The sequence below is a fragment of the Mesorhizobium sp. P2_E9 genome, from assembly GCF_056403815.1.
Genome location: NZ_JBFUET010000004.1, coordinates 127,887 through 151,584 on the forward strand (window position 1 = coordinate 127,887; position 23,698 = coordinate 151,584).

The window sequence follows — 23,698 nt, forward strand, 5'->3', positions numbered from 1 at the left end:
CGGGTAGCTAGATATCCAGCACTTCCGTCGCTGCGAATTCGGCGCGTTCCTGGATAAAGCGGAAGCGAGCTTCCGGCTTGGTGCCCATCAGCTCATCGACCCTGTCCTTGGTGGCTGAATCGATTTCGTTCACATCGACCCTCAGCAGCGTGCGCTTCCTCGGGTCCATGGTGGTCTCCTTGAGCTGCGCGGCCATCATCTCGCCCAGACCCTTGAAACGGCCAAGCTCGACCTTGCCGCGCCCGGTGAACTCGGTGCGCAAAAGCTCGTCCTTGTGTGCATCGTCACGGGCATACGCGACCTTGCCGCCTTGTCGGATCGAGTAAAGCGGCGGCACCGCCAGATAGAGATGGCCGCCACGCACCAGCCCCGGCATCTCCTGGTAGAAGAAGGTGATCAGCAGTGAGGCGATGTGGGCGCCGTCGACGTCGGCGTCGGTCATGATGATGACGCGGTCGTAGCGCAAATCCTCGTCGCGGTACTTTGAGCGCGTGCCGCAGCCGAGCGCCTGGATCAGATCCGATATCTGCTGGTTGGCGGCCAGCTTGTCATTGCCGGCACTGGCGACGTTGAGGATTTTTCCGCGCAGTGGCAACACGGCCTGGCTGGCGCGGTCGCGCGCCTGCTTGGCCGAGCCGCCGGCCGAGTCACCTTCGACGATGAAGAGTTCGGCGCCGGCCGCGGCGTTCTGCGTGCAGTCGGCGAGCTTGCCCGGCAGGCGCAATTTGCGCACCGCGCTCTTGCGCGACACTTCCTTTTCCTGGCGCCGGCGCACCCGCTCGTCGGCGCGCGCGATCACCCATTCAAGCAGCTTCGAGGCTTCCTGCGGATTGTCGGCCAGCCAATGGTCGAACGGATCGCGAATCGCGGTCTCGACAATGCGAATGGCCTCGATCGTCGCCAGCCTGTCCTTGGTCTGGCCGACGAATTCCGGTTCGCGGATGAACACAGACAGCATGCCCGCCGCCGAGATCATGACGTCTTCCGAGGTGACGATCGAGGCGCGCTTGTTGCCGACAAGATCGGCATAGGCGCGCAGACCGCGCGTCAGCACGTTGCGGAAACCGGCTTCGTGCGTGCCGCCTTCACCGGTCGGGATGGTGTTGCAGTAGGAATTGATGAAGCCGTCGCCGCCGAACCAGGTCACCGCCCATTCGAGCGAGCCATGGCCGCCTTGTTTTTCGCTTTTTCCGGCGAAGATTTCGCGCGTCACCTGGAAGTCGTCGCCGAGCGATGCTTTGAGATAATCCTTGAGGCCGCCGGGGAAATGGAATTCCGCTTTGGCCGGCGTCTGGTCCTTTTCCTTGATCAGCGAGGGATCGCAGGTCCAGCGGATCTCGACGCCACCGAACAGATAGGCCTTCGAACGCGTCATGCGGTAGAGCCGCGCCGGTTCGAAGGCCGCGCCCTTGCCGAAAATCTGCTCGTCGGGATGGAAGCGGATTTTTGTTCCGCGCCGGTTATGGACCTCGCCGAGGTGCTCCAGGCCGGTCACCGGGACGCCGCGCGAAAAGCGCTGGCGATAGAGCTGGCGGCCACGTGCGACCTCGACCTCGAGATGATCCGACAGCGCGTTGACCACCGACACACCGACGCCATGCAAGCCGCCCGAGGTCTCGTAGACCTTGGAGTCGAACTTGCCGCCCGAATGCAGCGTCGTCATGATGACTTCGAGCGCCGGCTTCTTGAATTTCGGATGCGGGTCGACCGGAATGCCGCGGCCATTGTCGGTGACTGCCAGATAGCCGTCGGCCGAGAGCTCGACATCGATGAAGGTGGCGTGGCCGGCGACCGCCTCGTCCATCGAATTGTCGATGACCTCGGCGAACAGATGGTGCATCGCCTTGTCGTCGGTGCCGCCAATATACATGCCCGGCCGGCGGCGCACCGGCTCCAGGCCTTCGAGCACCTCGATGTCGGCGGCGCTATAGCCCTCGCTGCCATCCTTGGTCGCGGCCGGACGTTTGGCGGCCTGCACCAGCGGGTCCGCCGGGCGCGCGGGTGTGCGAACCGGCTGTGGCTGCTTGTCCATATTGCCGAAGAGATCGTTGTTGTCGTCCATGCCTGCCATCGGGTCCGATGCTGCGAATCACCCGTCGATACTGCCACGCTTTGCGGCGCCAAGCGACGGAGGTTCCTGTTACGTTCGGGGATTTGACCCGTCTTATCCTAAAACCATTCGATAACCAAGCGGGCGGAAATACGTCGAATGCAGCCGCACAAGATTCCTGATTCTTTAACAATGCGGCCTAGCGTGAGCCCAACATAATAAGAAACTGCGGGCATCAGGGGTTTCGGCGTGAGGGGCAAGGCCATAACGATGATCGGCATCGCCGCCGTTTTCGGCGCGATCTCGATCTTTGCCGCGGATTTCTGGGTCAAGAGCCAGGCCAGGCCCGACGCCGAGGAGAAGACGGCATCGATCGCTGCTCCGGCACCGCCCAGGATCGAGTTCAAGACCATCGTGGTGGCGAACGCGCCGTTGCGCTACGGCATGGAACTCGACCGCGCCAAGCTGAGCGAAATCCCGTGGCCGCAGGATTCGCTGCCGCAAGGGGCATTTCCCACCATCGATGGGTTGCTTGGCGAAGGCAGCCGCGTGGTGCTGTCGCCGATCGAGGTCAACGAACCGGTGCTGCTCAGCAAGCTGTCGGGTCCGAACGGCCGCGCGACGCTCTCCAACATGATGACGCCCGGAATGCGGGCAGTCACCATCCGCACCGACGAGATCGCCGGTGTCGGCGGCTTCGTGACGCCGGGCGACCGCGTCGATGTCGTGCTGACGCGCGATGCCGGCGAAATCCAGGAAGTCGCTAAGAACGCGCAAGGCGCCGCCGGTTCCACCATCACTTCCGAGATCGTCGTCGCCGATGCCAAGGTGTTGAGCGTCGGCCAGGGCGCCGACGTGCGCCAGACGACGCCGCAGGTGACCAATTCCGTGACCATCGAGGTGACGACCGAGGGCGCGCAGAAAGTGGCGCTTGCCCGCACCGTCGGCACGCTGTCGCTGTCGCTGCGCTCCTCCAGCGAAGGCGGCGACGGCAACAACGGCGTCACCACCATCTCTTCCTTCGGTGGATCGGTGGCGGCCAAGGCTCAGGCCGCGGCCGGCTCGCTGTTCGATGCGATGACCAAGGAGCCGGAGAAGCCGAAATTCAAGACGGTCATCGTGACGCGCGGCACGAAGGCCGAGGAATATCAGGTTCCTGCGCGGGACCAGAACCAGAAGTAAAGGCCGGTGGGGACCGGACGGGACAGGGCAATGTTGATGCGTACCCTCTATCGAATGACAGGCCGGTCGCGCTTCGTGCGCACGCTGGCAATGGCGGTTGCTCTGGCGGCGAGTGGCATGCTCGCCATGCCCGGCGCGGCCAAGGCGGACAATGACATCGTCTATGTTTCGGCGACCAAGAATGCGTCGATCAAGGTTGCCAAGGGCAAGCCCAAGACGATCATAACGAGTGCCGCTTTCTACCAGATCGTCATCGGCGATCCGGAGATCGCCAACGTCAATCCACTGACCGACAAATCCTTCTATGTGCTCGGCAACAATCTCGGCACCACCGGCATTGCGCTGTTCGACGACAAAAAGCAGCTTGTCGGCACGGTGGATATCGAAGTGACGCTCGACACTGATCAGCTGGCCAGCACCATCCGCGCCAGCGTGCCGGACGCCAAGATCAAGGTCGGCTCCGCCAATGGCCGTGTGGTGCTGTCGGGCGAGGCGGATGACGCGGTCGCCGCCGAGAAAGCAAACAAGATCGCCACCCGCTTTTCCGGCAATGAGGAGGTGATCAACTCGGTCAACATCTCGTCGTCGCAGCAGGTCCAGCTCAATGTCCGCTTCGTCGAGATCAACCGTCAGGCAGGGCAGGATCTGGGTGCGAAATACAGCGCCAATTTCGCCTATGGCTTCGGCGGACGCGATGTTACGCTCGACCCGGGCTCGGTGACGGCGGCCGGAACCGGCGAGATCATCGGCCGGCTGCTGTCCAATGGCCTCTCGATCGACGTCGCCGTCAAGGCGCTGGAGGAGCGCGGCCTGGCCCGCATGCTGGCCGAACCCAACCTGATCGCCCGCTCCGGTGAGACGGCGAGCTTTCTCGCCGGCGGCGAATTCCCGATCCCGGTTTCGGAGGACAATGGCAAGATCTCCGTTACCTACAAGAAATACGGCGTCAGCCTGGATTTCACGCCGACCGTGCTCAAGGGCGGGCTGGTCAGCCTCGACATCGCACCGGAAGTCTCTTCGATCGATGCTTCGGCGTCCTACAACATCGGCAACATTTCGGTGCCGGGCTTCACCGTGCGCCGTGCCAAGACTTCGGTCGACCTGAAGAACGGCCAGAGCTTCATGATCGCAGGGCTATTGCAGTCGCAAAACGACATCACCACGTCGCGCGTGCCCGGCCTCGGCAAGATGCCCGTCCTTGGATCGCTGTTCTCGTCGAAATCCTACCAGCGGCGCGAGACCGACCTGGTCATCCTCGTCACGCCCTATCTGGTCAAGCCGGTCGATCCGTCGAAGAAAATGGCCGAGCCGACCGATGGTTCGCAGCCGGCCAGCAATGTCGACTACTTCCTCAACAACACCGAGGAAGTGAAGACGTCGGACAGCGGTCGCGCGCTGGCGATGGCCGATGGCAGCGCCGCACGAACCGCTCCCGCCACCACGGTCGGGCACTTCCTCGACCTGCCGAAGGACTGAAGCCATGCGACTGGTCCTGAAATCGAGCATCGCCTTGCTTCTTGCCGGTCTGGCCGGCGGCTGCACCAGCGACGATTACACGCGCAGCGAAGGGGTGACGACCGGCCCAGGCAACGCGCAGGCCGCCAACACCGTCATGCAGATGGTCGATCCGTGGAAATACGGCGTCCAGAATACGAGGCTTCTCGTACCTGCCAAGCGCGGCGACGCCGGACCTGTCACGCCCGATCAGGCCGCCGCTTCGAAGGCATCTCAGGCGACCGCGGGCAACTGACCCCAACGGGCGATCAAGCCCACAGGCTGACAAAAAATGGCTAACGGCATCAAGACCAAGAAGATCCTGCTTGTATCGACGGACAGGACCTTCGTGCAGGACACGCGGACCGCATTCGCCGCCTCCGAGATCATCCAGCTTTCGGCGGTGGAGAAGAGTGTCTCGGAGTTGCGTGGCGAGATCCAGGAGACCGACTTCGGCGCCATCATCGTCGACATGGACGCGGCGAAGCTGGAGGAGGTCGAGTCGCTGCAGCGCATCATGCGCCGGCTGGAGGGCAAGGCGCCCGTGGTCGTGGTCACCCAGGAGTTCAACGCCGCCGCCGTGCGCATCCTGGTGCAGCTCAAGGTCGCGGACTTCCTGGTCAAGCCGATCACCACGGCCGATTTGGTGCGCTCGGTGGTGCGGGCGCTGCAAGGGCCGGGGCGTGAGGAAAACACCGAGTCGCAGATCTACACCTTCATGCCGGCCGCCGGCGGCGTCGGCACCACGACGCTGGCGCTGCAGACCGCCTTCCAGCTGCATCACTCGGTGACGCGCGGCGCCTCGACCTGCGTGGTCGACCTCAATTTCCAGCAGGGCGCCTGTGCCGAATATCTCGACCTCGAGCCGCGTTTCGACATCACCGAGATCGAGAACCAGCCCGAACGCCTCGACCGGCAATTGCTCGACGTGATGCTGTCCAAGCATGCCAGCGGACTTTGCGTGCTGGCGGCACCGACGCATCCCTCGGAGATGCGTTCGTTCAAGACCGATGTCGTGGTGCGCATGCTGGACCTCGTTTCGGCCTATTTCGACAATGTCGTCATCGACATGCCGCGCACCTGGTTTCCCTGGACAGAGACCGTGCTGCTCGGCTCCAACAAGCTCTATATCGTCGCCGAGATGACGGTGCCGTGCCTGCGCCACACGCAGAGGCTGATCCAGGCGGTCTATGAGACCGCTGGCAAGGAAGTGAAGCCGAACGTCATCGTCAACCGTTTCGAGCAGAAGATGTTCGACAACGGCATCAAGCAGGCGGACGTCCAGGAGATCCTCGGCGAACATTTCGTCGGCGGCATCGCCAACAATTACCGGCTGGTGCGCGAGGCGGTCGATCGCGGCGTACCGCTGCACGAGATCGACCCGAACGCCAATGTCATCAACGACCTGAAGAAGATCATCCTTCCGGAAGAGGCGGTCGCGACCGGGGTCAAGTCGAAGTCGCTGTTCAGCTTCGGCAAGGGTCTGTTGAAGAGGAAGGCCGGATGACCAGTCGTTTTTCCACCCTGCAGAACCGCGACGCGCGCCCGCTCCGTCCGGCTGATACAACCCCGGTGGCGCATCATGCGGTCGTCATCCCGACCAACCGAAAGGCTTTGTCGGTAAAGCCGGACATCGCACCGGCAAAGAGCGCCAACAAGGTGCTCGATGCGCGCGTGCGCATCCACCGGATGCTGCTGGAAGAAATCAATCTCGTTGCGCTGGAGCGTTTGCCCAAGGAGGAGATGCGCCGGCAAGTCCATGATTTCGTTTCGGAAAAAACCCGCCAGGAGCGGATGGCGATCAACACCGTCGAACTCGAAGCGCTGGTCGACGACATCGTCGACGAGATGGTCGGTCTCGGTCCGCTCGAGCCGCTGCTCAAGGATCCCGACATCAACGATATCCTGATCAACGGCCACGAGAACTGCTTCATCGAAAAGAAGGGCAAGCTGCAGAAGGTCCATATCCCGTTCAAGGATGAGGCCCATCTGCTCAGAATCGTCAACAAGATCGTCGCCGCGGTTGGCCGCCGGGTCGACGAATCGCAGCCGATGGTCGATGCCCGCATGCTGGACGGCTCGCGCTTCAACGCGGCCATCCGCCCGGTGGCCGTCGACGGGCCGCTGGTGTCGATCCGCAAATTCTCCAAGAACAAGCTTGGCCTGCACAGACTGGTCGAATTCGGCGCCATCACCCAGAACATGGCCGAAGTGCTGGCGGCTGCCGTGCACGCCCGCAAGACGACGATCATCTCGGGCGGTACCGGCACCGGCAAGACGACGATGCTCAACGCGCTGTCGGCCTTCATTCCCGAAGACGAGCGCTTGATCACCATCGAGGACGCGGCCGAACTGCAGCTGCAGCAGCCGCATGTCGCGCGCATGGAGACGCGCCCGGCCAACATAGAGGGCCATGGCGAACTGAAGCAGCGCGATCTCGTCAAGAACGCGCTGCGCATGCGCCCCGACCGCGTCATCCTCGGCGAGTGCCGCGGCGAGGAGGCTTTCGACATGCTGCAGGCGATGAACACCGGCCACGAAGGGTCGATGGCGACCATCCACGCCAACACGCCGCGCGATGCCATTTCGCGCCTCGAACAGATGCTGGGCATGACCGGCATGCCGATGACGGTGCAGTCGATCCGCAGCCAGATCGCCAGCGCCATCGACATCATCGTCCAGCTGACCCGGCTTTCCGACGGCAAGCGCAAGGTGACAAGCGTTGCCGAGGTGACCGGCATGGAAGGCGACGTCATCCAGATGCAGGAGATCTTCCGCTTCGTGCGCACCGGCATGGATGCCGATGGCGGCATTCTCGGCTATTTCGAGGCGACGGGCATACGGCCGCGCTTCCTGGAGGATCTGCGCGCCATGGGCATCGAGTTTCCCGGGCGATATTTCGAACCCGGCCGGCCGCAGGAGTAAGCCAGGTGTTCGACGGGCTGAGCGTAATCTATGTCGTCTATGCCGGAGCGGCACTCACCGGCATCATGATCGCCGAGGCCTGCTATCTCCTCTATGCCGGCCGCAGCGACAAGCGCACCGCCATCAACCGGCGCATGAAGCTGCAGGAAAACAAGATCAGCCAGGAACAGGTGCTGATCCAGCTGCGCAAGGAGCGCGGGCTCGACGCAGGCACCTCGCTGTTCTCGCCGGACCGGTTCCGCGCGCTGCGCACGCAATCTGGCATGATCATGCCGCTGCCGAAATTCCTGATGATCACCTCGGGCGTGGCGATGGGCATGACCCTGGTCGCCATCTGGTATGGCTTGCCGCTGCTGATGGGGCTTCTGCTGTTCGTCGTGCTGATGCCGCTGGTGCCGGTGATGGTGATGCGCTTCAAGCGCAAGCGCCGGCTCAAGCGCTTCGGCATGCAACTGCCCGAGGCATTGGAGCTGATCACGCGCGGCCTCAAGGCCGGTCACCCCGTGCCGGTGGCCATTGCCATGGTGTCGCGCGAGATGCCCGATCCGATCGGCACCGAATTCGGCGTCATCGCCGATGAGGTCACCTATGGTTCCGATCTGGTCTCGGCGTTGAATTCGCTGTTCGACAGGGTTGGCCATGAGGATCTGCCGCTGTTCATCACCGCCGTCTCGATCCAGTCCAGTTCGGGCGGCAATCTGCGCGAGATTCTCGACGGCCTGGCGTTGACGATACGCGAGCGCGGCAAGCTGCGCCGCAAGGTGCGCGCCATTTCGACCGAAGGCCGCATGTCGGCCTACATCCTGACGGCGATACCGGCGCTGCTGTTTGCCGCCATCATGGCGCTGATGCCGGGCTTCTACCGCGATGTCTGGGACGAGCCGAAGACCTGGTATCTGATCGGCGGGTCGGTGACCTGGCTGATGCTGGGCAATCTGATGATGTTCAAAATGTCGAATTTCAGGTTCTGACATGCAGGGCCTCATCGAATTCCTCGCCTCGCTTGCACCGACCTCCCTGATGCCGGTGGCCATCCTGCTGTTGGCCCTGGGCTCCATTGCGGTCGCCTGGCCGATGGTCATGGCGAAGGGCGACCGCAACGACGTGAAGCGCCGGCTCAAGGTCGACCATGGCGCCGTGGCCGCGAAGGCCGAGCCGCTGCAGAAGAAGAACACCAACGTCGTGCGCGAGAAGGCGGTGAAGCGGGCGCAGGAATTCTACGCCAGGAGCGATCCGGAAAATGTCGCCCGGCTGCGCATGAAGCTGATCCAGGCCGGCTATATGGAGCCGCGTGCCGTCGGCACGTTCTTCATCATACGCTTCTCGGCGCTGGTCGTCGGCGCGATCGGCGCCTTTGTCCTCAACCAGTGGCTGGCCAGTGCCGAAGCAACGATGACCAGCCGCTGGGCGTTCGTCATCCTGTCGGGCGTTGCCGGCTATTTCCTGCCTGGCCTGGTGCTGACCCAGAAGGTGCGGGAAAAGATGCGCGAATACCGCAACGGCTTTCCCGATTTCATGGATCTGATGATCGTCTGCTCGGACGCCGGCATGAGCATGGAGGCCGGCATCGAGCGCGTTTCGAAGGAACTCGCCAAGACCTATCCCGCGCTCAGCCAGAACCTGCAGCTGGTGTCGCTGGAACTGCGGGCCGGGCGCAGCCTCGACGACGCGCTGAAGGCACTCGCCGACCGCCTCAGCCTGGACGAGGTCCGCTCCTTCGCCACGCTGTTGCAACAGTCGAAAGAACTCGGCACCAGCCTGTCGGGCGCGCTGCGCGTCTTCTCCGACGAAATGCGCCACAAGCGCATGTCGCTGGCGGAGGAAAAGGCGCACGCACTGCCGGCCAAGATGTCGATACCGGTGACGGTGTGCATCCTGCCGGTGGTGCTGATGATCGCGATCATTCCGATCATCGTCAAAATGACGGGTCACCACTAAGCTGTACTGGTATTCAGGTGAGGTCGACCTGCAAGTGACAGGCTTTCTGCGTTCAATTCCTGAACGCGGTCCTCCGACGGGAGAACCCCATGCGAATAGTGTTGTGTGCCGTCGCTCTCGCCGCTGCCCTGTGGCCCACCTGGGCCATGGCCGACGATTGCGGCGATGCTGTCGCGCTGTTGCGGCAGGCCTATCCCAAGGTTCAGAAAAGCGCCGACGGCGGCTCCTTTACGCTCGAACCCCATACCAGCATTGCGCTGGCGGTCCCGCAGGACCTTACGCCGGGCCTGGTCTGCAAGGTCTGGCCTGCCCATGACGATCTGCTGCTGGTTGCGGTGCCGCTGATCGACAGCGCCAAGTCCAGCGACGGCGAGCATTTTGGCGACATCGAGCTTCTGGTCGTCGACAGGAAGACCCTGCAGGTGCGCCAGCGCCTGCTCCAGCCCGGATTGATGAATGACGATGCCATCGCCATCCGCGGCATCGAATTCGATACCGGCCGTTATGGGCTGGCGCCCGGCGTCACCGCCTTCGGCGTGCGTATCGACATGGCCAACCATTCGCAGCCCAATCCCTTCAACGAAACCGACCTGCGGCTCTACGCCATAACAGGCAATGCGCTGCACGTGGTGCTCGACGGCCTCGTCGTGGCCGGCTTTGGCGGCGAAGGCGACACCAGCTGCGCGGGATCCTTTCATTCCAGCCGGGTCAGCCTGGCGATGAGCCCGACGATCCATCGCGGCTACCACGACATCATCGCGGTCGAGCGCAAGGATACCGACGAGCCGGCTCCCGACAAGGATGGCGAGTGCCAGTCGCATCCCGGCAAGTCGGTGAGCCGAACCTACCGGCTGCGCTTTGACGGCAGCCGCTATCCGGTCCCAGTCGCGCTCAAGGTCCTGGACACGCCGTGAGAGCGCCGCTTGCGCTGAGATTTGAGACGTCCTGACCGCCCGGCTGTCTCAGCCCAATGTAAAGGTTAGTTATCGAACTTGTGTTAGCTACCAACTGTTGGCGCTTCACTTTGCCGGTTGGCGTGCTTCGTTCGTGAATCCATCTCAGGTCCTGAAACATGTCGCCTTCGAGAAGCAACATTGGCGAACTTCGAACCGACCAGCTTGATGGCTTGAGATGTCTGGCGTTCGCAATGGTGTTTTTTTCCCATTTCAAGGCGCCTGCCGATTATACCACACTTGTCATGATCCAGACCCAGGGGTGGGTTGGGGTCGAAGTATTCTTTGCCCTGTCCAGCTTCCTGCTCTTTCGGCTGTTCGAGCAGGAACAGGTACGAACAGGAACAATTTCCATCTCGCAATTCTTCGTGCGAAGGCTGTTGCGCATCTATCCGTTGATGGTGCTTTTCCCGCTTGCGATGCTGCTCATCTACGGCGCCGACAATTCTGCCGCCTACGGATGGCTTCTCGGTGTGGTCTCGTTTGTCGGCAACTATATCTACTGGTTTCCGGAGGTCGGATGGTCGCTCAGATACACGGGCCAGCTCTGGTCGCTATGCTATGAATTCCAGATCTATCTGTTTTTGCCCTTTTTGTTTCTCATGTACCTCAAGGTCGGCCAGCGCGCCCTTGCCACCGGCCTGCTTGGCATTCTGCCCTTGTGCCTGCTTGGGCGAGCGGCATTCGTCCTGAGCGGGCTGTCCTTTCAGATGATCTATATGACACCGCTTCTGAGGCCCGAATCGACGATCGTCGGGATTCTCATCGCCATGGGCCTGACCAGAAAATTCCCTCTGCCGATGGTCGCCACTGCATTCCTGGCAAGCGGCATCGGACTGGTCGTCCTTCCTCATGACCAGATTCCCGGCGGGCCGGTCTACGTCTTTCTCCTGGCGGGCATTTTTGCTGGTTCGCTGCTGCATTTGGCGCTGTATGCGAAAAACGTCGCCAGCGTGCTGCGCTGGCCGCCATTGGCGTATCTTGGAACGATTTCCTTCGGCCTCTATGTTTTCCACCCCTGGTCATTTGAGGAAGGCAAGGTCCTGCTGGGGTTGGTCCGTATTCCGGAAACCTACACCACGACCTGCCTGGCGGGCCTGGCGCACTGCATTCTGCTGGCAACGTTGAGCTACCGGATGCTGGAACAGCCGCTGTTGAGACTAAAGCCGCGTCAACCAGCGCGTCTGCCGGGGTTTGAGGCGTTGCGGACCAATGGTTAATGGCCGGTATTCCTGAAACCAAATCTTAGGTGCATTTCGGCACCGAAGTTTAATCGCTTTTCTGTACCGTGACTTCCTGAAGAACGACCCGACAAATCGGGCGACGGGGCAGGGCATGCGTCAGATAAAATTTGCGGCGGTGGCCACGATGGCGGCCGTCTTGATGATCACCGGGTGCACGACGAACAACAACGTCGACACGACCAAGACCACGGCCATTCCGCCGGCGGCAAAGACCGTCGACACCTCTGATCTGGCGCAAGGCAAGGCGCAGTTTCGCGACGCCAATTACGGTCTCGCAGAACAGCATTTCCGCAAGGCGGTCGAGCTGAAGGCCGACAATGCGGAGGCCTGGATGGGGCTGGCCGCCTCCTATGACGAGCTCGGCCGCTTCGACTTTGCCGACCGCGCCTACGGCCAGCTCTTGAAGGTCGCCGGCCGCAAACCGCAGATCGTCAACAATATGGGCTATTCGCAACTGCTGCGCGGCAACAAGAAAAAGGCCAGGGCGCTGCTGCTCGAGGCGAAGGCCGGCATGGCTGACCCCACGGTCGTCAACGCCAACCTCGCCTTGCTCAACAAGGGTTGATGCCCGCTTTGATCCTCGTGCCGATCATGGGCGCGATTTCGGGACAGGTGGTATCGACGCTTTGTAAACCCTAAACGCAGCTTGGGTCGAAAGATCGGCTGAAAACCATGTCCGAGGGCTGCCGCTAACCTAGAATGCGGCGTAACCGCCGACGCTCGAGAGGCCGCCGCCCGATATGCTGGATTTCAGTTCGCTCCTGCTTGCGGCCGCGCTGTCGGGTACTTGTCTGGCCGTCACCATGTTTGCCATCTGGTTGACCGCGCCGCGGGCGCGTTTCGTGCTGACGGTGGCGTGCGGCATTCTCGTGCTTGTCGCGCATGTGATCCTGTTCTGGCGCTACACCAAGGAGCCTGATCCGCTGCTTTGCCAGATCGCGCTGGCGCTGCTCAGCCTGGGCTTCCTGATCCTCTGCATTTCGGCCATGCAGTATCTCGGCGTACCGGACTACAAGCGCGCGGTTGTGCCGACATTTGCCGCCATGGCTGTCTGCGCGGCGGTGACCTTCGTCGGCCTTGACGGTATCGGCTTCGTGGTCACCTACGTGACGGTCACCGTGCTGCTGTCGACGATCGGGGCCATGTTCTGGGTCAATGGCAGTCACGATCGCCGGATCCTGCTGGTGGTTTCGTTCCTGAGCGGCACTTGTGCGGTGTCGTTTGCCCTTTGCGGCGTGGTTCTGATGGCCAAGGGGCAATGGACGCTCGGCGCGGCGCCCGACAATTGGGCCGAACGTCTGAATTCCGTCGTTGCGGTGGCCTGCATGACCGGTCTCGGCGCCTTGACGCTATCGCTGCACCATCTGCAGGCGCAGATCGAGCTGAAGGCCGAGACGATGACCGATCCATTGACCGGGCTGATGAACCGTCGCGGGTTGACGTCGCACTATGGCGAGCGGCCCTTCGGGCCCTTCATGGCGGTCGTCATGTTCGACCTCGATCACTTCAAGAGAACGAACGACGTGTACGGTCACCCGGTCGGAGACCAGGTTCTGTGCCGTTTCGCAGCCGTCATCAGGAAGTATGCCAGGACTGGCGTCGATGCCTTTCGCCTGGGCGGCGAGGAGTTCGCGATCGTCATGTCGCGGATGACGGAAGAGCGGGCGCATGATCTCGCCAGCAAGATCGGCGTTGCCTTCGGCACCGAAATCGTCCCCACCCCGCTCGGTCCGTTGCGCAGCACTGTCAGCGGCGGCATAGGCTTTGGCGGCGCCGACGGCAGCAGCCTCGACGAGGTGCTGGCCGAGGCGGACGCAGCACTCTACGCGGCCAAGCGTGCCGGCCGAAATTGCGTCATCAGCCATAAAAGGATGGGCAAGGCCGAACCCGTCAAGCCGGCCTTGCGCTCAGCGTAGAGCGGGCTACTCCGCCGCCCCCAGATAGTCCTCCAGCGGCGGGCAGGAGCAGACCAGGTTGCGGTCGCCGGCGACATTGTCGATGCGCGACACGGGCGGCCAGTATTTGGCTGCCGTGTCGGCGTCGCCGGCGGGATAGGCCGCTTCCAGGCGCGAATAGGGGTGGTTCCACTGGCCGGCCAGCACCTCCGCGGCGGTGTGCGGTGCGTTGACCAGCGGATTGTCGGCCAACGGCCACTCGCCCTTCGCCACCTTGGCTGCCTCACCGGCGATGGCGATCATCGCCTCGCAGAAGCGATCCAGTTCGCGCTTGGGCTCGGACTCCGTCGGCTCGACCATCAGCGTGCCGGCAACCGGAAACGACATGGTCGGCGCGTGGAAGCCGTAGTCGATCAGGCGCTTGGCGATGTCATCAACGCTGATGCCGGCGCTCTCCTTGAGCACGCGAGTGTCGAGGATGCATTCATGCGCGATGCGATCGTGCCGGCCCTTGTAGAGCAGCGGGAAGTGCGGCGCGAGCCGTGTCGCCACGTAGTTGGCCGAGATGATGGCGGTCTCCGTTGCCTGCTTTAGGCCGGTGGCGCCCATCATGCGGATATACATCCAGGTGATCGGCAGGATGGAGGCGCTGCCGAAGGGTGCCGCCGACACGGCATGCGCCGAGCCTTCGGTGACATGGCCCGGCAGATAGGGCTTCAGATGCGCCTTGACGCCGATCGGACCGACGCCCGGGCCGCCGCCGCCATGCGGAATGCAGAAGGTCTTGTGCAGGTTCATGTGGCAGACGTCGGCGCCGATATCGGCGGGGCGGGCAAGTGCTACCAGCGCATTGAGGTTGGCGCCGTCGAAATAGACCTGGCCGCCATGCTCATGAATGAGGGCGCAGAGGTGGCGCGCGCCTTCTTCGTAGACGCCGTGCGTCGAGGGATAGGTGAACATCAGCGCCGCGAGATTTTTTGAATGCTCGTTGGCCTTGGCGCGCATATCGTCCATGTCGATATTGCCGTCCTCCAGGCAGCGCACGACGACAACGCTCATACCGGCCATCGCAGCACTTGCCGGATTGGTGCCATGCGCGGAGGAGGGGATCAGGCAGACGGTGCGATGGCCTTCGCCGCGCGAGCGGTGGTAGGCGCGGATGGCGAGCAGGCCGGCATATTCGCCCTGGCTGCCGGCATTGGGCTGCAGGCTGACCGCGTCGAAGCCGGTGATTTCCGACAGCCAGCCTTCCAGCTCGCCGATCATGGCGCGGTAACCGGCAGAGTGCGCCGATGGCGCGAAGGGATGCAGATTGGCGATGCTTGGCCAGCTCACCGGCATCATTTCGGCCGCCGCGTTGAGCTTCATGGTGCAGGATCCGAGCGGGATCATTGAGCGGTCGAGCGCCAGGTCCTTGTCGGCCAGCCGGCGCAGCAAGCGCATCATGTCGGTTTCCGACTTGTTCTCGTTGAAGACCGGCTGGGTCAGAAACTCTTTTCCGCGCGGCTTGCCGGGCACGGTGATGCTGGTTGAAGCTTCAGTCTTGGCGCCGAATAGGGCCGCGATCGCGTCGAGATCGGCGTCTGTCGAGGTCTCGTCGAAGCTGATGCCGACATGGTCGGCGTCGATGACGCGCAGCAGCCGGCCGGTCTTTTCGGCGGCGGCGGCAATCTGCGCGGCCTTGCCCTTCGCCTCCACCGTCACCGTGTCGAAGCGGCTGGCGCCCAGCACCGAAACGCCTGCGGCCTTGAGGCCGCTTGCCAGGCGGTTGGCCAGCGCGTGGATGCGCCCGGCAATCGCCTGCAGCCCGGCGGGGCCGTGCCAGATGGCGTAGGCCGTCGCCATGTTGGCGAGCAGCGCCTGCGCGGTGCAGATGTTGGACGTCGCCTTGTCGCGGCGGATATGCTGTTCGCGCGTCTGCAGCGCCAGCCGGAAGCCGGGCCGGCCCTTGCTGTCGGTCGACTGACCGACAAGGCGGCCGGGCATCAGGCGCGTCAGTCTGTCTGACACAGCGCAATAGGCGGCGTGCGGGCCGCCAAAGCCCATCGGCACGCCAAAGCGCTGCATTGGACCGACGGCGATGTCGGCGCCAAGCTTCGCCGGCGCATCGGTCAGCGTCAGGCCAAGCGGATCGGCGATGAAGACGACAATGGCGCCGGTGGCGCGGGCCTTGTCGATCGCCGCCTTGTGGTCGCCATAGACGCCAAAGGTGTCGGGCCAGGAGACGAGCAGGGCAGCGGTGTTGTCGTCGATCGTCTCGCCGTCGATCTCGATGCCGAGCGGCTCGGCGCGGGTGCGCACGACATCCAGCGTCTGCGGATGCGGTGTGCCGGCAAGCGCCACCTTGGTGCGCTTGTCGCGGTGGTGGCGCAGCGCAATGCCGACCGCTTCGGCGACCGCGGTCGCCTCATCGAGCAGCGACGCCGAGGCCACCGGCAGGCCGGTCAATTCGGTGACCAGGGTCTGGAAATTGAACAGCATTTCCAGCCGGCCCTGGCTGATCTCTGCCTGATAGGGCGTGTAGGCCGTGTACCAGGCCGGGTTCTCGAACAGATTGCGCTGGATGACCGGCGGCACGTGGACGCCGTGATAGCCAGCGCCGATGAAGCTTTTCAGCACCGTATTTTTCGCCATGGTCGCCGACAATTCGGCCAGCGCTTCGGCCTCGCTGGCTGGCGCGGGCAGGGCCAGCGGCACGTCGAGGCGAATCGACTGCGGCACGGCCTGGCTGATCAGCGTTTCGACCGAGGGAACGCCGATCACCGCAAGCATGGCTCTGACGTCGCTGACATCAGGACCGATATGGCGGGCCGAAAAGGGGGTAAGTGCTGTGCTCATCGTTTTTAAGTCCTGTAATCAGGCGATATGGGCTTTGTAGGCGGCTTCATCCATGAGGCCGGCAAGCTGGCTTTCGTCGGCAAGCTTCATCTTCCACAGCCAGCCGGCGCCGGTTGCCGCCGAGTTGACCAGCGACGGGTCGGACGACAGCGTGCCGTTGGCCTCGGTGATCTCGCCATCGACCGGCGCATAGACATCCGAGGCCGCCTTGACGGATTCGACCACGACGGCGGTATCGCCTTTGCTCAGCTTCTTGCCGATCTCGGGCAGCTCGACGAAAACGAGATCGCCGAGCTGTTCCTGCGCGTAATCGGTGATGCCGACGGTGGCGATGCCGCCTTCGACGCGGAGCCATTCGTGATCTGATGTGAAATAGGTCGTTGCCATCGGGATTATCCTTTGCGGTAGCGATGAGGAGTGAAGGGCAGGGAACTGATATCGACGGGGATTTTCGTGCCGCGCACGTCGGCGAAAACCCTTGTGCCGGGCTTTGCCAGCGGTGCAGCGACATAGCCCATGGCGACCGGATGGCCGGCCGAGGGACCGAAGCCGCCCGATGTGACATGGCCGGCGGGGTTGCCGTCGGCGTCGAACAGAGCAGCACCGGCGCGCACCGGCTGGCGGCCTTCCGGCTTCAGCCCGACGCGCTTTTGCGTCGGGCCACGCTCCACGGCGGCGCGCAGCGCATCGGCGCCGATGAAGGCGCCTGAAGCGCGGACATCCTTGGGGATCGCCCACATCAGCGCGGCCGCAGCCGGGTCGGTCTCCGGCGTGATGTCCTGGCCATGCAGGCACAGTCCCGCCTCCAGCCGCAGGCTGTCGCGCGCGGCGAGGCCGATCCACAGCACGCGCTCATCCTCGAGCAGCTTCGTGACCAAATCCCGCGCGTCCGCTTCCGGCAGGCCGATCTCGAAACCGTCCTCGCCGGTATAGCCGGAGCGGCTCATGAACCAGTTTTTTCGGGGCTCGACACCGTGCATGAACAGCAGCGACCCGGTCTCGATGCCGGCGCGGGAGAGGGCTGCCCAGGCCTCAGGTCCCTGGATGGCGAGGAAGACACGGTCGAGCGGCTCAACCTTCACATCGAAATCAGCGGCCAGCGTGCGCAAATGCTTTTCGTCGGCGACGGCGTTGCCGGCATTGGCGACCACCATGAAGCGCTCGTTGCCGAGGCGGGTGACGATCAGGTCGTCCAGGATGCCGCTGGCCTCATTGAGGAAGAAGGACAGTTTCGACTGCGAGATTTCGAGCGCGCCGGCATCCAGCGGGCAGGCGCGGTTGAGCAAGGCAATCGCGCCTGGTCCGCTGACCTCGAACAGTTTCATGTGCGAGATGTCGAACAGGCCGGCATGTTCGCGGGTGTGAAGATGTTCCTTCATGACGCCGGCCGGATAGGTCAGCGGCATCGACCAGCCGGCGAAGGCGCCGAAGCGCGCACCGGCGGCTGTGTGGATATCTTCAAGGGGAAGGTGTCTGCTGTCGTCGCCCGTCATGTCATCTCCAGAGTCGCACGCAATCGGCCGCTGATGGCGACCAGTCCGTGCCCCTCTGTCTGAAGCCTGAGAGACTCGCGCAGCCGGAACTCTGTCAGCGGCGCTTACACCTTCGGCGCGGGGGCAAGCCCCGACTTTCCAGAGTGTCTTTCCCGTCTACGGTTCTTGTTGCCTGAGAGATTTCGGGCGATTTCCCCTTCGGCGGCAGCTCTCGCTGCTCTCTCCCGCAAACAGGTAGGACTCAAAACCTCAAGTCCTCGACGCGCCATCCATAGCCCGTCGGCGACACCTTGTCACCTCCCAGCGACATCAAAGGTGCGTTGGTATTCAGGTGATGCCGGCAAGTCTTCGCTAACCACGCCGTTTGCCGGTTTTTCAAGACACTCCTGATATAGGAGGCCGATGTAACGCTTCGGGGCGGACGGGGACGACAATGGGCGAATTGATCATGAGCGCGCCGGTGGCGGGGCTGACCTCGAAGAATCGCATTGCCCCGGAAGATGTGGTGATGCTGCGCCGCGACGTGTTCGCCGATGGCGTGGTGACCCGAGGCGAGGCCGAGGCGCTGTTCGCGCTCGACCAGACGGCCAAGGACAAGTGCGCGGATTGGGCGCCGTTCTTCGTCGAGGCGGTGACCGACTACATCGTCCATCAGGAAAAACCGTCCGGCTACATCTCGCAGGACAATGCCGATTGGCTGGTCCGCACGATCTCGCGCGACGGCATGGTCGACAGCCGCACCGAGCTCGAATTGCTGGTCCATGTGCTGGAAGAAGCAAGATCCTCGCCGAGCAAGCTTTGCGTCTATGCGCTGGAGCAGGTCGCCCATGCCGTCATCGACGGCAAGGGGCCGCTGATGCTGGGTGGCGCGCTGGTGCCCGGGCTGATCGCCAAGGCCGAGGTCGAGCTGCTGCGCCGAATCCTCCACGCCCATGGCGGCGACGGCAACATCGCCATCACCCGTGGCGAGGCCGAGGTGCTGTTCCGGATCAACGAGCAGACTGCCCAGGCCAAGAACGACCCGTCCTGGAATGATCTGTTCGTCAAGGCGATCGCTAATTTCGTCATGTGCTCGGCCGGCTATGAAGCCCCGACCCGCGATGTGGCGCTGCGACAGGAAAGCTTCCTCGAACACGCCGATCCGGAAATCGGCGGCTTCTTCAGCCGCATGGTCTCCGGCGGTCTTGCCGGCATCATCGAGGCCTACCGGTCCCCGGATGATATCGAGGCCGAGTGGGAAGCCAAGAACAGGGCGGCCGAGGCCTTGGCCCGCCGTGCCGAGACGATCGATGCCGGCGAAGCCAAATGGCTGGTAGGACATATCGGCGTGGACAGACCTCTCTACGAAAACGAACGCGCGCTGCTGACCCTGATCAAGCATGCTTCGCCGGAGATCCATCCGGCGCTGAGGCCGTTGCTCGACAAGGTCGCCTGAAAGAACAAGCGTCCGCTTCGCGGCATTCCCCCTCTCGGTTTCGATAGGGTTCGTCGGCGATGAAACTCCTCTAGTGTCGGGTGGGGACGTCCACTCTCAGGGGGAGAACAACACATGACCCCTCTTCGCAAGATGCTTTCTCTAGCCTTCGCCGCTGGCCTTGGCTCGACGACGCTGGCCTTTGCCGGCGGGATGACGCCGCAACAACAGGCTGATGCGCGCACCAAGGTCGAAACAGCCGTGTGGCTGGCCAACATCGCCAAGGCTGACAAGGACGGCGAGGCGATGCTCGTCGCCGCAAGAATGCTGGCCGAGGCCGGCCCGGTCGCCGAGCAAGGCGCCAAGATGAAGGACGGCAAGACGACGCTGATGGACACCGGCAAGATGGCCAAGATGGCCAAGGAGATGGGCGCCGATGCCAAGAAGGCCGATGCCGTCGCCAGCATGGCGACGTCGAACGGCGAAACGGCGCGCAGCGACGGCTACTGGTACTACAGCTGCGATTCCTACAACAACTGCCAGTGGATCTACGCCGGCTATTGAGTGGGGTCGGGGGGCTCAAATCGTAGCACGGCATTGGCGATCGGTCCGTGGCTCCCACGGGCCGATCATCATTTTGTGGCGAGGCTAGATGCCGCCATACCAGTCGTAGCCATTGTCTTCCCAATAGCCGCCGCGACCGCCGCCGACATTGGCGAAGCCGTCGACCAGCTCGATCTTGTAGAGATATTTCGGCATCTTGTAGCCGAGCTGGCGCTCGACGCGGACGCGCAACGGTGCGCCGTTCTCGACCGGCAACGGCTTGCCATTCAGGCCATAGGCCAGGATCGTTTGCGGGTGGCGGGCGTCGATGAGGTCGATCGTGCCGTAATATTTGATGTCACCGGACAGGCTGCGGTCGATCGTGTCGAGGCAATGGAACATGACATAGCGCGCCTGCGGCTTGACCACGGCCTGGTCTAGCACCAGCGACAGCGGCGTGCCGGTCCATTTGGCGATGCAGCTCCAGCCCTCGACGCAGTCGTGGCGAGTGATCTGCGTGCGGCTCGGCATGTTCTGAAGCTGCTCGCGGGTCAGCGACAGCGGCTTTTCGACCAGTCCCGAGACTTCCAGCCGCCAGTCGGCGAAATTGTTGGCGAGCAGGCCCTTGTAGGTGTCATCGTCGGGGGCGGTGACGCCATTCGGCCGCTGCGGCTGGCGGATGTCGGCTTCGGTAAATTCCGGCGCCAGTGCGTCGCGTCCGGCCAGGAAGCGTTGCGCCCGGTATGTCAGGCCATTGGCGTTTTCGAGGAAACTGCGCAAGCCGCTGCCTATGCTCAGCTGGCTATCGAAGGCGTCGCAGCCCGACAGCATGATGCCGGAGGCGCCGAGGCTGGCTGCGGTCAGGAATTTCCTGCGGCTGATTTCGAATTTTGCCATGTCACGCACTCCTCTCGGTCGTCTTGTCGTCATGCGCGGGAGGGTCGGTGCGGTACCAGCCGGTGATGATCGAGCGCAGTTCGTTGATCGGGCCGGCGGCGAGGATCATCAGGATGTGGATGATGAAGAAGCCAACCAGCAGCAGCATGACGGTGAAATGGATAGTGCGCGCCGTCTGCCGGCCGCCGAGCAGATCGTTGAGGAAGGGCAGCACCGAATTCATGCTGGGCGACATGGCAAGGCCGGTGATGATCATCAGCGGCAACAGCACGAACAGCACCCCGCCATAGGCCATCTTCTGCAAGGTGTTGTATTCGCGTGTGTGGTGGAATTTCAGCTTCGCGTGGTCGATGATGTCCCGCGGCAGCCGCTTGAGGTCATCGAGGCGCGGCGCCAGATCGTGCCTGATATGGCCGTTGATCAGGCTGGCGACCAACCAGACGATCAGGGTCGTCGTAAGGATCCAGGCGAAGAAGAAATGCACGACGCGGGCGGTGCCGAGATCATAGTAGGACGGGATGGTCGCCCAGGACGGGAAGCCGCGCGCCGTCTCGTTGCCTGGCGGACCTGACCAGCCAAGCACGCCGGTCGTGTCGAAGCGATGCCCGAAGATTTCGGTGTAGCCACGTGGCCCGGCGTTCGTGTTCTCGGCGCCGATCTCGAAGATCGTGTTGTTGTAGCCGAAGCCGGATTGCTTGCCGATATAGAGCTGCGGCCGGGCGTTGAAGATTTGCAAGCCGGAAAGCAGCATGAAGAACAGCGAGATGGCCCAGAGCCAGTGCGTCAGCCGCGTCCAGCGCGACTGCCGGTAGATCAACGTTTTGTCATTCGAAGCGGGAACGCCCGGTCCAATTTCGGATTGGCTTCTGGCAACCGATTCCATCTTGTCTTGTCTCCCGGCCTTGCGGCGCGACCTGCGCGTTCATTGTCCTCCTGATACGTCGCGATCCAAACCGATGTTTCACCCGATCACGGATTTATTATGGGCCGCCCAGGCTGACGGCGAGATTGACGGCGGCGGCGACGATGACGGTGTTGAAGAAGAAGGACAGGATCGAATGGACAAGCACGACACAACGCATATGCGTCGTCGAGATGTTGGTGTCGGCGGTCTGCGCCGTCATGCCGATGACCGTCGAAAAGTAGAGGAAATCCCAGCCTTCCGGCCGCTTGTCGCCTGGAAACAGCAATCCGCCGACCGGGATTTTCTTCTTGGTCGTGGTGTCGACCTCGTCGCCGTCCATCCAGTAGACATGGGCATAATGGAGTGCCGCCATGGCATGGATGGTGAACCAGCCGAGCGGGATCGACAGCAGCGCGAAGACGAGCTCGATGGGATGGCCTCTGTCCTTCTGATTGATCAGCAGGAACAACGAGATAAGGGCAAAGCCTACGACAACAAGCGTCACCGCGAAGATGACCAGCACCGGCATGTCGGTGGCGCGTGCATTCTTGCTCAGATACTTACCGGTGAATGTTGGCATCTGGCTGACGACAAGAATGACGTAAGCGGCGAAAAATGCGTTGGCGCCGATCGAGTAGGCGAGCGGGGCGTGCAGCAGCAACGCCACAACAAGCGCCACAGCGCCAAAGCAGGCCGACATTGCGAACAGCATGTGGCGCTGCATGGGGGTCGTGATCGGGGTTTCGGCGGCCATGGCGGTCTCCACCCTGGATGGCGCTCGGTTTCTAGCTGGGTGTGGCGGATTTCAGCGCGCGCCGCAAGATACGGTCAAGTTCACCGAGGAATCGCGAACGGTCCTGCGGCGCGAAGCTGGCGTTGTAGCCCTTGCTTTCGCCGGTCTCGCGCAAATGCTGTTTGAGGTCGCGCATGGCGACGGCCATGCCGATGGTTTCCGGTGTGAACGGGCGCCCGGTAGGCCCAAGCACATGCGCGCCGAGCGCCACCGCGCGGGCAGCAAGCGGGATGTCGGCGGTGATCACGATGTCGTTGGATTTTGCGTTCTCAACAATCCAGTCGTCGGCGGCGTCGGCGCCCTTGGAGACCACGACATTGCGGATCATCGGGTCGCGCGATGGCCGCAGACCGCCGTTGGAGACATAGGTGACGGCGACGCCGAGGCGCTCGGCGACTTTCTCGACCTCGGCCTTGACCGGGCAGGCGTCTGCATCGACGTAAATGGCAGGTGCGGGCATTGTCTCTCCGAAACGGACAGGGGCCGGAAACATGTCCGGCCCCTGCCTGAAATCCTACAGTGTTCAGGCCGGCAAGGCGCCGGACTTCTTCGCCGTCCAGGTGGCGATATAGTCCATCAGGCCCGGGTTGAGGCAGTCATAGGGCTCCAGCCCGATTGACTTCAGTTGCGCCCGGATGCCGTCCATCCGCTTCGGGTCGACGCCGGATTCGATGATCGACGAGACAAAGGCGGTGAAACCCGGCGGCGACCAGCCGTCTTCGACGAAGCGCTCGGGGTGGATGAAGGACAAGCCCTTGAACGGATGGTCGCGCTCGACCGGGCCGTGCATGTGGACGCCGCAGCCGGTGCAGGCATGGCGCTGGATCAGTGCTGAGGGGTCGACCACTTTGAGCTTGTCGCCGTTCTCGGTGACGGTGACATCGCCGGTGCCGGCAACGGCAACCACCGAGAACACAGCACCGTCCGGCTTCCAGCATTTGGTGCAGCCGCAGGCATGGTTGTGAGCGATCTGCCCCTTGACCTTCACCTTGACCGGCTTGCTGGTGCAGGCGCAGACCAACGTGCCGCCGGCAAAGCTCGCGCTTTCCTTGGGCAGGCCATTGTCGATTTTCGGATGCAGTTTCTCCGCCATTCTTTTCTCCTCCCAGTTGTGAACCACAGAGGTCGCTGGCCG

Annotated in this window: 22 protein-coding genes and 1 riboswitch; of the genes, 13 read left to right on the top strand and 9 right to left on the bottom strand. The window is 63.0% G+C overall.

The features are described from left to right. Window positions 1–7 precede the first annotated feature (7 nt). A complete protein-coding gene (gene parE, locus AC1D05_RS09030; protein ID WP_477440166.1) occupies window positions 8–2,062 on the bottom strand; it encodes a DNA topoisomerase IV subunit B in 2,055 nt (684 codons plus the stop codon). Window positions 2,063–2,299: 237 nt separating this feature from the next. On the opposite strand from parE, the gene cpaB reads away from it, so the two are divergent. The 11 genes from cpaB to AC1D05_RS09085 all read left to right on the top strand — a co-directional run bounded on the left by cpaB (window position 2,300) and on the right by AC1D05_RS09085 (window position 13,702). Then, window positions 2,300–3,232, top strand: a complete 933-nt coding sequence (gene cpaB / locus AC1D05_RS09035) for a Flp pilus assembly protein CpaB (RefSeq protein ID WP_477440168.1) — start codon at window positions 2,300–2,302, stop codon at window positions 3,230–3,232. Between the two features lie 30 nt (window positions 3,233–3,262). Beyond that, on the top strand, window positions 3,263–4,708 hold the full coding sequence (locus tag AC1D05_RS09040) for a type II and III secretion system protein family protein (protein ID WP_477440170.1): 1,446 nt from the start codon (window positions 3,263–3,265) through the stop codon (window positions 4,706–4,708). A 4-nt stretch (window positions 4,709–4,712) separates the two neighbouring features. After that, window positions 4,713–4,982, top strand: coding sequence for a hypothetical protein (locus AC1D05_RS09045; protein WP_477440172.1), 270 nt, complete (start codon window positions 4,713–4,715; stop codon window positions 4,980–4,982). 36 nt (window positions 4,983–5,018) lie between these two features. Then, window positions 5,019–6,233: a CpaE/TadZ family protein gene (locus AC1D05_RS09050; protein WP_477440174.1), complete on the top strand. Its 1,215-nt coding sequence runs from the start codon at window positions 5,019–5,021 to the stop codon at window positions 6,231–6,233. Beyond that, the gene (locus tag AC1D05_RS09055; RefSeq protein WP_477440176.1) at window positions 6,230–7,651 is read left to right on the top strand and encodes a CpaF family protein; all 1,422 of its coding nucleotides are present in this window, start codon (window positions 6,230–6,232) and stop codon (window positions 7,649–7,651) included. Before AC1D05_RS09050 ends, AC1D05_RS09055 begins: the two co-directional genes overlap by 4 nt. Window positions 7,652–7,656: 5 nt before the next feature. Next, window positions 7,657–8,622 (top strand): type II secretion system F family protein, encoded by a 966-nt coding sequence (locus tag AC1D05_RS09060; RefSeq protein WP_477440178.1) that lies wholly within the window; start codon window positions 7,657–7,659, stop codon window positions 8,620–8,622. Window position 8,623: 1 nt separating this feature from the next. Then, window positions 8,624–9,589, top strand: coding sequence for a type II secretion system F family protein (locus AC1D05_RS09065; protein ID WP_477440180.1), 966 nt, complete (start codon window positions 8,624–8,626; stop codon window positions 9,587–9,589). 89 nt (window positions 9,590–9,678) lie between these two features. After that, a complete protein-coding gene (locus AC1D05_RS09070; RefSeq protein ID WP_477440182.1) occupies window positions 9,679–10,503 on the top strand; it encodes a PA3715 family protein in 825 nt (274 codons plus the stop codon). A 158-nt stretch (window positions 10,504–10,661) separates the two neighbouring features. Continuing rightward, window positions 10,662–11,762, top strand: a complete 1,101-nt coding sequence (locus AC1D05_RS09075) for an acyltransferase family protein (protein WP_477440184.1) — start codon at window positions 10,662–10,664, stop codon at window positions 11,760–11,762. Window positions 11,763–11,877: 115 nt separating this feature from the next. Next, a complete protein-coding gene (locus tag AC1D05_RS09080) occupies window positions 11,878–12,351 on the top strand; it encodes a hypothetical protein (RefSeq protein ID WP_477440186.1) in 474 nt (157 codons plus the stop codon). Between the two features lie 175 nt (window positions 12,352–12,526). Further along, window positions 12,527–13,702 (top strand): GGDEF domain-containing protein, encoded by a 1,176-nt coding sequence (locus AC1D05_RS09085; RefSeq protein WP_477440188.1) that lies wholly within the window; start codon window positions 12,527–12,529, stop codon window positions 13,700–13,702. 6 nt (window positions 13,703–13,708) lie between these two features. Here the strand turns inward: AC1D05_RS09085 and gcvP are convergent, their stop codons facing one another. The 3 genes from gcvP to gcvT are packed head-to-tail and all read right to left on the bottom strand — an operon-like array spanning window position 13,709 to window position 18,012. After that, the gene (gene gcvP, locus AC1D05_RS09090; RefSeq protein WP_477440190.1) at window positions 13,709–16,519 is read right to left on the bottom strand and encodes an aminomethyl-transferring glycine dehydrogenase; all 2,811 of its coding nucleotides are present in this window, start codon (window positions 16,517–16,519) and stop codon (window positions 13,709–13,711) included. 18 nt (window positions 16,520–16,537) lie between these two features. Beyond that, on the bottom strand, window positions 16,538–16,906 hold the full coding sequence (gene gcvH, locus AC1D05_RS09095; protein WP_172228497.1) for a glycine cleavage system protein GcvH: 369 nt from the start codon (window positions 16,904–16,906) through the stop codon (window positions 16,538–16,540). A gap of 5 nt (window positions 16,907–16,911) precedes the next feature. Continuing rightward, complete coding sequence (gene gcvT / locus AC1D05_RS09100; RefSeq protein ID WP_477440192.1) at window positions 16,912–18,012, bottom strand: glycine cleavage system aminomethyltransferase GcvT; 1,101 nt, start codon at window positions 18,010–18,012, stop codon at window positions 16,912–16,914. A gap of 149 nt (window positions 18,013–18,161) precedes the next feature. Next, a riboswitch (glycine riboswitch) is annotated at window positions 18,162–18,249 on the bottom strand. Between the two features lie 196 nt (window positions 18,250–18,445). Here gcvT and AC1D05_RS09105 point away from each other — a divergent pair. Together AC1D05_RS09105 and AC1D05_RS09110 are read left to right on the top strand one after the other, a co-directional pair. Then, on the top strand, window positions 18,446–19,447 hold the full coding sequence (locus AC1D05_RS09105; RefSeq protein ID WP_477440194.1) for a hypothetical protein: 1,002 nt from the start codon (window positions 18,446–18,448) through the stop codon (window positions 19,445–19,447). Between the two features lie 114 nt (window positions 19,448–19,561). Then, window positions 19,562–19,990: a hypothetical protein gene (locus AC1D05_RS09110; protein ID WP_477440196.1), complete on the top strand. Its 429-nt coding sequence runs from the start codon at window positions 19,562–19,564 to the stop codon at window positions 19,988–19,990. An 84-nt stretch (window positions 19,991–20,074) separates the two neighbouring features. On the opposite strand, the gene AC1D05_RS09115 is transcribed toward AC1D05_RS09110, so the two are convergent. From AC1D05_RS09115 to gfa, 5 genes are all read right to left on the bottom strand, one after another. Next, entirely contained in the window at window positions 20,075–20,866 is a 792-nt protein-coding gene (locus tag AC1D05_RS09115; RefSeq protein WP_477440198.1) for a molybdopterin-binding protein, read from the bottom strand. A 1-nt stretch (window position 20,867) separates the two neighbouring features. Further along, the gene (locus AC1D05_RS09120) at window positions 20,868–21,749 is read right to left on the bottom strand and encodes a cytochrome b/b6 domain-containing protein (RefSeq protein WP_477440200.1); all 882 of its coding nucleotides are present in this window, start codon (window positions 21,747–21,749) and stop codon (window positions 20,868–20,870) included. 97 nt (window positions 21,750–21,846) lie between these two features. Beyond that, on the bottom strand, window positions 21,847–22,524 hold the full coding sequence (locus tag AC1D05_RS09125) for a DUF1345 domain-containing protein (protein ID WP_477440202.1): 678 nt from the start codon (window positions 22,522–22,524) through the stop codon (window positions 21,847–21,849). A gap of 31 nt (window positions 22,525–22,555) precedes the next feature. Next, window positions 22,556–23,023 (bottom strand): YaiI/YqxD family protein, encoded by a 468-nt coding sequence (locus tag AC1D05_RS09130; RefSeq protein ID WP_477440204.1) that lies wholly within the window; start codon window positions 23,021–23,023, stop codon window positions 22,556–22,558. Between the two features lie 63 nt (window positions 23,024–23,086). Continuing rightward, window positions 23,087–23,656, bottom strand: coding sequence for an S-(hydroxymethyl)glutathione synthase (gene gfa, locus AC1D05_RS09135; protein ID WP_477440206.1), 570 nt, complete (start codon window positions 23,654–23,656; stop codon window positions 23,087–23,089). Window positions 23,657–23,698: the final 42 nt, after the last annotated feature.